This is a genomic window from Caulobacter sp. 17J65-9, assembly GCF_010975005.1.
Classification (GTDB): Bacteria; Pseudomonadota; Alphaproteobacteria; order Caulobacterales; family Caulobacteraceae; genus 17J80-11.
In genome coordinates this window covers 1-7,609 of the sequence record NZ_JAAIVC010000175.1, presented here as the reverse complement: position 1 = coordinate 7,609, position 7,609 = coordinate 1, and the positions used below count along the sequence as shown (strand labels likewise).

The following is a 7,609-nucleotide window of genomic DNA, read 5'->3' as shown; positions in this document are numbered from 1 at the left end:
GCCCGACGGGGCGGGCGCGCCGGGACCGCCGCCGGTCAGCGGCTGGCCGGACTGCAGACGCTTCAGCGCCTCTTCCGGGCCCGGCAGGTCGGCGGCGTAGGCCAGGCGCACCAGGGCCATCTCGGCCGCGGCGGCCGGATCGGGCGCGCGGCGGACCTCGTCATAGGCCTTCAGCAGCATCTGCCAGACCCGCGCGAGGGCGCCCGCGGAGATGGTCGCGCCCAGCGCGGTCAGCCGCTGGGCCTGTTCGGCCGGCAGGCGGGTGGCGTCGGGGCCCAGGGTCTTGCCGATGGTGGCGGCGTGGGCGTGCTCCAGCAGGTCGGACATGACCTGGGCCGGATCGGCCCCGAACCCGAACAGGGTGCGGAAGGCCTCCAGGGCTTCGGCGGTGCGGCCGCCCATCAGGCTCTCGAACAGGCCGATGGTCTGGCCGCGGTCGGCCAGGCCCAGCATGTCGCGCACCACCTCGGCCTTGACCATCTGGCCGCGCTCGGCCTGGACCAGGGCCTGGTCCAGCAGCGACAGGCCGTCGCGCACCGAGCCCTCGGCGGCGCGGGCCAGCAGCGACAGGCCCTCCTGATCGACCAGGGCGCCCTCTCGCGAAGCCACCTTCTCCAGGTGCGGGCCCAGCACGTCGGGCTCCACCCGGCGCAGGTCGAAGCGCTGGCAGCGGGACAGGATGGTCACCGGGACCTTGCGGATCTCGGTGGTGGCGAAGATGAACTTGGCGTGCGGCGGCGGCTCTTCCAGCGTCTTCAGCAGGGCGTTGAACGCCGCCGTCGACAGCATGTGGACCTCGTCCAGCACGTAGACCTTGTAGCGGGCCTGGACCGGCGCGTAGCGCACGCTCTCCAGGATGTCGCGGATGTCGTTGACGCCGGTGTGCGAGGCGGCGTCCATCTCCATCACGTCCATGTGCTGGCCGGCCATGATGGCCTGGCAGTGCCGGCCCTCCACGGTCAGGTTCACGGACGGCTGGTGGACGGTGTCGGTGTCGTAGTTCAGCGCGCGCGCCAGCAGGCGGGCGGTGGTGGTCTTGCCGACCCCGCGGACGCCGGTGAGCATGAAGGCGTGGGCGATGCGGCCCGTGGCGAAGGCGTTGGTCAGGGTCCTGACCATGGCCTCCTGGCCGATCAGGTCCTCGAAGGTCTTCGGACGGTACTTGCGGGCCAGCACCGTATAGGCGTCGGCCTTGCCGGCCGGCTCGGCCGCGGCGGCGGGCGCGCCGAACATCTCGGCGGTGTTCTCGTCCCGCTCGGCTTCGACGTCCGGCGAGTAATCGGTGTCGGTCATGGGCTCGGCGCGCTCGACTCAGCACTCGCCCCAGGCGCGGGCGCGCGCATCGTAAAGGCCTCAAGGCTTGAGAAAAAGCCTGGGCGCCCGGCTTTCGCCAGCGTGCGGACCGCTTGTGGGGAAGGTGGAGACTGGACGTGACCCGAAGGGGATCTCGTTGCGGCTGCTTCCTTCCGGACCTGACCGGGTTGGCGAGGCCTCCGCCCACGCCAGTCTCCGCGGCCTATATCGTCTCCAACGCGGGAAGACGCAAGCGCTCTGGACGAGAGGTCGCGGGCGAAATCTTCACCCGGCCGCGCGGTAGCCCCGCACGACGTAGCGGCACTTCACTTCCACGCAGCGCTGGAAGCCCAGGTGCAGGGTGTAGTCGCCCGGCGCCAGCTGCGCCTTGAAGCCGGGAACGCCGCGGGTCACCACGTGACCGTCGGCCGCCTTCAGCAGCAGGCCCACGTCGGCGCAGTCGCCGCCGCAGCCGGCGACGAAGGCGTAGGAGCCGCGCGAGGTCACGCTGACCTCGATGGCCTTGACCTCGGTCGCGGTGGCGGCGCCTTCGAAGGTCATGCCCTCGACTGGCCGGCCGAAGCCGAAGGCGTCCATCTCGGCGACCTGCGGGGCGGCCCAGGCGGAGACCTCGGGCGCGGCGACCACGGCGGTGGACAGGGCGAACATGGCCGCGGCCACGGCGAAGAGCTTCAACGACATTCTCGTCCCCCTCATCCCCCGTCCACGAACGCTAGCGAACGGCGTTCGGCGAGACTAGCGCGCGAAGGACACAGGACGATGACGTCGGCGACGCTTCGCGCTGCGGCGGAACGGCGCTATGGGAACAGCATGCCCCTGACCGCCTACGCCAACACCTTCTCCGGCAACCCGCTCGATCGTGCGGGCGACCGCCGGGTCGATCCCGCCTGGCTCGCCGCGCACATGGCCAGCCCCGACGCCCTGGCGGTGGCGGTCTGGAACGGCCGGCCGCTGGTGGAGACCGGCGGCGACGCCGGCGCCCGGCTGGCCTACCTGCGCGCCGACCTGGTGTCGGAAGCCGCCGGCGGCGAGGAGCGCATGGTCTTCCTCGGCCTCTGGAAGGACGCGCCGGTTTTCGCCGCCGAGTTCGAAGGTCCGGCCGACCCCGCGGAAGGCCCGCTACGGGGACTGGGGCGGTTCGAGGAACTGCGCGGCCTGGCCCTGATGCTGCCGGCGCACGAGGCGGCGATCGCGGCCACGGCCAAGAGCCTGCTGGAATGGCACCGCCGCCACGGCTTCTGCGCCGCCTGCGGCCAGAAGAGCGACATCGTCGACGGCGGCTGGAAGCGCCTCTGCCCGGCCTGCAAGGCCGAGCACTTCCCGCGCGTCGACCCGGTGGTGATCATGCTGCCGGTGCTGGGCGACCGCTGCCTGATGGGCCGCCAGAGCGCCTGGCCGCACGGGCGCATGTCGGCCCTGGCCGGCTTCGTCGAGCCGGGCGAGTCGCTCGAGGAGGCCTGCGCGCGCGAGTTGAAGGAGGAGTCCGGCCTGATCTGCACCCGGGCGGTCTATCACTCCAGCCAGCCCTGGCCGTTCCCTTCGACCCTGATGATCGGCCTGATCGCCGAGGTCGAAAACGACCACGCCACGCCCGACCAGACCGAGCTGGAGGAGGTGCGCTGGTTCACCCGCGACGAGCTGCGGATCATGCTGGAGCGCGGCGAGTTCGACGGCGTCCACCCGCCGCCGCCGCTGGCCATCGCCCACCATTTGCTGAAGGCGTGGGTCGGCGGCTTCGGGAGCTGAGGCGCCCAGCCTGACCTTTCGCCCCGCGACGCTGGTTTAGGCGCCGGTCCCTCAGGAGTCCGGCCGCCATGCTGTCCTACGCGCAACTGTTCGAGGACGTGTACCTGCAGCGCTGCTTCGCCGACCAGGCGCAGGGCTTCTACATCGACGTCGGGGCCTGCCACCCCGTCCACTGCAACACCACCTACCATTTCTACCAGCGCGGCTGGGCGGGCGTGAACGCCGAGCCGACGCCGCACCGCCTGCTGGAGCTGGAGCGGGCGCGGCCCCGGGACGTGAACCTGCGCACCGCGGTCGGCCGCGCCGACGGGCGGGCCGTGTTCAACGTCAGCGTCAACGCCGACCACCTGTCGTCCCTGCGCGAACAGCCGGCGGCGCTGATCGACCGCCACGGCGCCCACATCGAGCGGCTGGAGGTGGAGGTCATCACCCTGGCCTCGCTGTGCGAGCGGCACGCGCCCGGTCCGATCGATTTTCTGAAGATCGACGTCGAAGGCGCGGAGGCCGACGTGATCGCCGGGGCCGACTGGCGTCGCTGGCGCCCGGCCCTGCTGGTGATCGAAGCCACCCTGCCGGACGCGCCGGAGCCGGCCTGGGCGGACTGGGAGCCGGCCCTGCTGGCCGCCGACTACGCCCCGGTCTTCTTCGACGGCGTCAATCGCTACTACGTCGCCGCCGAGCGCGCCGAGCTGGGCCGGCATTTCCTCGCGCCCGCCAACCCGTTCGACGGCGCGGTGGCCCTACACAGTTTCGGACCGGCGCTGGACGACCGGCGCCACCCCGACCACGCCTGGGCCCGCAACTTCGTCGATCGCGTGCTGGCCGCCGCCGCGATCGAAGACGAAGACCACCTGCTGCGGCTGATGACCTGGGATCTGTCCGGGGCCTCGCTCGACGCGCCGGCGTCCGAGGCGGCGATCGCGCTGGCCTACCAGCGGGTGCTGGGCCGCGCCGCCGAGGCCGAGGCTCTGGCGCACTGGGCCGGACGGGAGGAGCTGCCCCTGCGACGGCTCTATCGCGAGCTCGTCGCCGGCGAGGAGTTCCGGACGCGCCGGAGCCGGGTCTCGACCCGCTCCATGTGGCGCTGAGCCGCTTAGCCCTTCTGGATGTCCATGATCTGCAGGATGGCCGGGCCCAGGATCACCACGAACAGCACCGGCAGGAAGAACAGGATCATCGGCACGGTCAGCTGGGCCGGCAGGGCCGCGGCCTTCTTCTCGGCGGCGGCCAGGCGCAGGTCGCGGTTTTCCTTGGCCATGACGCGCAGCGCGGTGCCCAGCGGCGTGCCGTACTTTTCGGCCTGCACCATGGCGGTGGCCACCGACTTGATGCCCGGGTGGTTGGTGCGCTTGGCGAAGCCTTCGTAGGCCTGGCGGCGTTCGGGCAGGTAGCTCAGTTCGGCCACCAGCAGCGACAGCTCTTCGGCCAGTTCGATCGAGCTGCGGCCCACCTCGCCGCTGACCTTCTGCAGGGCGGCTTCGACCGACATGCCGGACTCCACGCAGATCAGCAGCAGGTCGAGCGCGTCGGGGAAGGCCGCCATGATCTTGTCGCGGCGCTTGGAAGCGACGTTGGCGACGTAGATGTTCGGCGCGTAGTAGCCGGCGACGAAGGCCCCCATGACGAAGACCAGCTTCGTCATCGGCGGCAGGTTCCCGACCTTCAGGACGTACAGGTAGAAGGCGGCGAAGCAGGCCAGCACGAACGGCGTGGCGAAGCGGAAGAAGTAGAACAGGGTCACCGGCCGCGGGCCGCGGTAGCCGGCCTGGGCCAGCTTGTCGACGACCTTGGGGTCCTCGAGCAGGGTCTTCAGGTTCAGCTTGGTGACGACGTTGGTGTAGAAGCCCTCGTCCTGGTGGCGCAGGCTGGCGTCCTTGGCCATGCCCTGGCGCGAGCGGCGCTTCAGGTCCTCGCGCCGCGAGGCCACCGACTTCATCCGGTTTTCGAGCTTCTCGCGCCCGAACATGGGCGCCATCAGGCTGACGATGGTGCCGAACACGAGCAGCGCCACCAGCGCTGCGATGATGTTGTCCCGGTTGGTGAGGACGCTGACGATGTTCATGTCCCCGCCCTCAGATCTTGAACGAGATCATTTTCTTCATGACCAGCACGCCCGTGGTCATCCACAGGCCGCCGCCCAGCAGCATCAGGTTGCCGCGCGGGTCGGTGAACAGCATGCCGATGTAGCTAGGGTTGACCAGCGACACCATGAGCATCACCGCCGGCGGCAGACTGCCGATGATGCCGGCCGAGGCGGTCGCTTCCGACGACATGGCCTTGATCTTCTCGCGCATCAGCGCGCGCGAACGCAGCACCGTCGACAGGTTGCCCAGCGCTTCGGCCAGGTTGCCGCCCGCCTTCTGCTGGATCGCGATGACGATGGTGAAGAAGCGCAGCTCCGACGTGGGCATGCGCTCGTACATTTTCTCCAGCCCCTGCTCGAGGCTGACGCCCATGCCGATGTTCTCGACCAGGCGCTGGAACTCCGGGCCGAGCGGCGCGGTGCTCTCCTTGCCGATGATCTTGAGACAGTCGTGGACCGGCAGGCCGGACTTGATGCCCCGCACGATGACGTCGACGGCGTTGGGGAACTCGCCGGTGAACTTCTTGGCGCGCTTCTTGGCGAGGAAGCCGAGCACCCAGCGCGGCAGGCCCAGACCCGCGGCGAACCCGCAGCCGAGACCGATCAGCGGCTTGTGGGTGACCAGGGTCAGCACCGGGGCGATGACCAGGCCGACGCCGAGGCAGATCAGCCAGAAGGTGCGCGGGGCCATCGCCACGCCGGCCTGACGCAGCTTGGCGGCGATGGTGACCCGCGCCTTGCGGTCGCGCTCCTCGACCTCCTTGAGCTGCGCCATGATCTGCTTGCGGCGGCTCTCGGGATCGCTGGCCTTGCCCTCGCGGCGCGGCGTGGCGCCCGACTTGATCCGGCGGCCCGCGTCGGGCGCGGTGAAGGTCTGGGCGCGCTTCAGCGCGTTCTCGGAGCTGTCGCCGCCGCCGGCGAAGGCGAAGCCCAGGCCGGCGATGGTGACGAAGCCGAGGACGGCGGCGAGGATGGTCATCAGCATGCGCGTTACTCCGCCGCGTCCAGGGCCTCGGCCAGCTCGCGCTCCAGGCCGTAGTAGCGGGCGCGGTCCCAGAACCGCGGCCGGGCGATGCCGGTGGAGCGGTGGCGGCCCATGACGCGGCCGTCCTTGTCCTCGCCGTTGATCTCGTAGACGAACAGGTCCTGGGTGATGATCACGTCGCCTTCCAGGCCCAGCACCTCGGTGACGTGGGTGATGCGACGCGAGCCGTCGCGCAGGCGGGCGGCCTGAACGATCACGTCGACCGAGCCGACGATCATCTCGCGGATGGTCTTGGTGGGCAGGCCGTAGCCGCCCATGGTGATCATCGATTCCAGACGGCTGACGGCTTCGCGCGGGCTGTTGGCGTGCAGCGTGCCCATCGAGCCGTCGTGGCCGGTGTTCATCGCCTGCAGCAGGTCGAACGCTTCGGGACCGCGGACTTCGCCGACGATGATGCGTTCGGGACGCATACGCAGACAGTTCTTCACCAGGTCGCGCATGGTGATGGTGCCCTGGCCTTCGAGGTTCGGCGGGCGGGTTTCCAGGCGCACCACGTGCGGCTGCTGCAGCTGCAGTTCGGCGGCGTCTTCGCAGGTGATGACGCGTTCGGTCGGGTCGATGAACGCGGTCATACAGTTCAGCAGGGTGGTCTTGCCCGAACCCGTACCGCCGCTGATCAGGATGTTGCAGCGCGAGGCGCCGATCACGCCGAGCACGCGCGCGCCTTCCGGACTGATCGAGGCCCACTCGACCAGGTTGCGCATCGTAAGCTTGTCTTTTTTGAACTTACGAATGGTCAGGGTCGGGCCGTCGAGGGCCAGCGGCGGCGCGATAACGTTGACGCGGGAGCCGTCGGCGAGACGGGCGTCGCAGATCGGGCTGCTCTCGTCGACGCGGCGGCCGACCTGCGACACGATCCGCTGACAGATGTTCATCAGCTGGGTGTTGTCGCGGAAGCGGATGTTGGTCAGCTGAACCTTGCCGCCGACTTCGATGAACACCCGGTTGGCGCCGTTGACCATGATGTCGGCGATGTCGTCGCGGGCCAGCAGGGGCTCCAGCGGACCGTAGCCGAGCACGTCGTTGATGATGTCCTGGACCAGGTTTTCCTGTTCCGCCACGGACATCTGGACGTTCTTGATCGACACCAGCTCGGCGACGATGTCGCGGATTTCCTCCGCGGCCGCCTTCGGGTCCAGCTGGGCCAGCTGGGCCAGGTCGATGGTGTTCAGCAGCGCGTTGAAGATCGTGGTCTTCGTCGCGTGGTAGTAGTCGCTCTGTTCACGGACGATCTCGGTGACCGTCTGGGCCGCGCGCAGCTGTTCGAAGGCGGCGGTGGCCTTCGGACCGCCGGCGCCGCCCTTGGGGGCCTCGCCGCCGGCCGGCTTCGGCTTGGGCGCGAGGGCGTCGAGCTTCGGCTCGGCCGCCGGCGCGGAAGGCGACGGCTGCGCCGGGGACTGGGGAGCCGCACGCGCCGCGGC

The 7,609-nt window shown here is 70.1% G+C and carries 7 protein-coding genes and 1 other RNA gene; 2 read left to right on the top strand and 6 right to left on the bottom strand.

Annotated elements, in window-relative coordinates; translation table 11 throughout:
• From G3573_RS18480 to G3573_RS18470, 3 genes are all read right to left on the bottom strand, one after another.
• Positions 1 to 1,293: DNA polymerase III subunit gamma/tau (locus tag G3573_RS18480; RefSeq protein WP_163263158.1), on the bottom strand; the 1,293-nt coding region annotated here is incomplete at its 3' end.
• A gap of 121 nt (positions 1,294 to 1,414) precedes the next feature.
• An RNA gene (gene ffs, locus G3573_RS18475) (signal recognition particle sRNA small type) lies at positions 1,415 to 1,513 on the bottom strand.
• 65 nt (positions 1,514 to 1,578) lie between these two features.
• Positions 1,579 to 1,995: a hypothetical protein gene (locus tag G3573_RS18470; RefSeq protein ID WP_163263157.1), complete on the bottom strand. Its 417-nt coding sequence runs from the start codon at positions 1,993 to 1,995 to the stop codon at positions 1,579 to 1,581.
• Positions 1,996 to 2,124: 129 nt separating this feature from the next.
• On the opposite strand from G3573_RS18470, the gene nudC reads away from it, so the two are divergent.
• The gene (gene nudC, locus G3573_RS18465; RefSeq protein WP_163263156.1) at positions 2,125 to 3,060 is read left to right on the top strand and encodes an NAD(+) diphosphatase; all 936 of its coding nucleotides are present in this window, start codon (positions 2,125 to 2,127) and stop codon (positions 3,058 to 3,060) included.
• 68 nt (positions 3,061 to 3,128) lie between these two features.
• The gene (locus G3573_RS18460) at positions 3,129 to 4,148 is read left to right on the top strand and encodes an FkbM family methyltransferase (RefSeq protein ID WP_163263155.1); all 1,020 of its coding nucleotides are present in this window, start codon (positions 3,129 to 3,131) and stop codon (positions 4,146 to 4,148) included.
• Between the two features lie 5 nt (positions 4,149 to 4,153).
• Here the strand turns inward: G3573_RS18460 and G3573_RS18455 are convergent, their stop codons facing one another.
• The 3 genes from G3573_RS18455 to G3573_RS18445 all read right to left on the bottom strand — a co-directional run.
• Positions 4,154 to 5,122 carry a type II secretion system F family protein gene (locus G3573_RS18455; protein ID WP_163263154.1) on the bottom strand — a complete coding sequence of 323 codons (969 nt, stop codon included), beginning with the start codon at positions 5,120 to 5,122 and terminating at the stop codon, positions 4,154 to 4,156.
• Between the two features lie 10 nt (positions 5,123 to 5,132).
• Positions 5,133 to 6,125 (bottom strand): type II secretion system F family protein, encoded by a 993-nt coding sequence (locus G3573_RS18450; protein WP_163263159.1) that lies wholly within the window; start codon positions 6,123 to 6,125, stop codon positions 5,133 to 5,135.
• Positions 6,126 to 6,133: 8 nt separating this feature from the next.
• Positions 6,134 to 7,609 (bottom strand): ATPase, T2SS/T4P/T4SS family (locus G3573_RS18445; protein ID WP_163263153.1); only part of this gene is annotated, 1,476 nt, incomplete at its 5' end.

Excerpts from the sequence above, each read along its gene's own strand:
- nudC (WP_163263156.1), top strand. The coding sequence starts at position 2,125 with ATGCCCCTGACCGCCTACGCCAACACCTTCTCCGGCAACCCGCTCGAT.
- G3573_RS18455 (WP_163263154.1), bottom strand. The coding sequence starts at position 5,122 with ATGAACATCGTCAGCGTCCTCACCAACCGGGACAACATCATCGCAGCG.
- G3573_RS18470 (WP_163263157.1), bottom strand. The coding sequence starts at position 1,995 with ATGTCGTTGAAGCTCTTCGCCGTGGCCGCGGCCATGTTCGCCCTGTCC.
- G3573_RS18460 (WP_163263155.1), top strand. The coding sequence starts at position 3,129 with ATGCTGTCCTACGCGCAACTGTTCGAGGACGTGTACCTGCAGCGCTGC.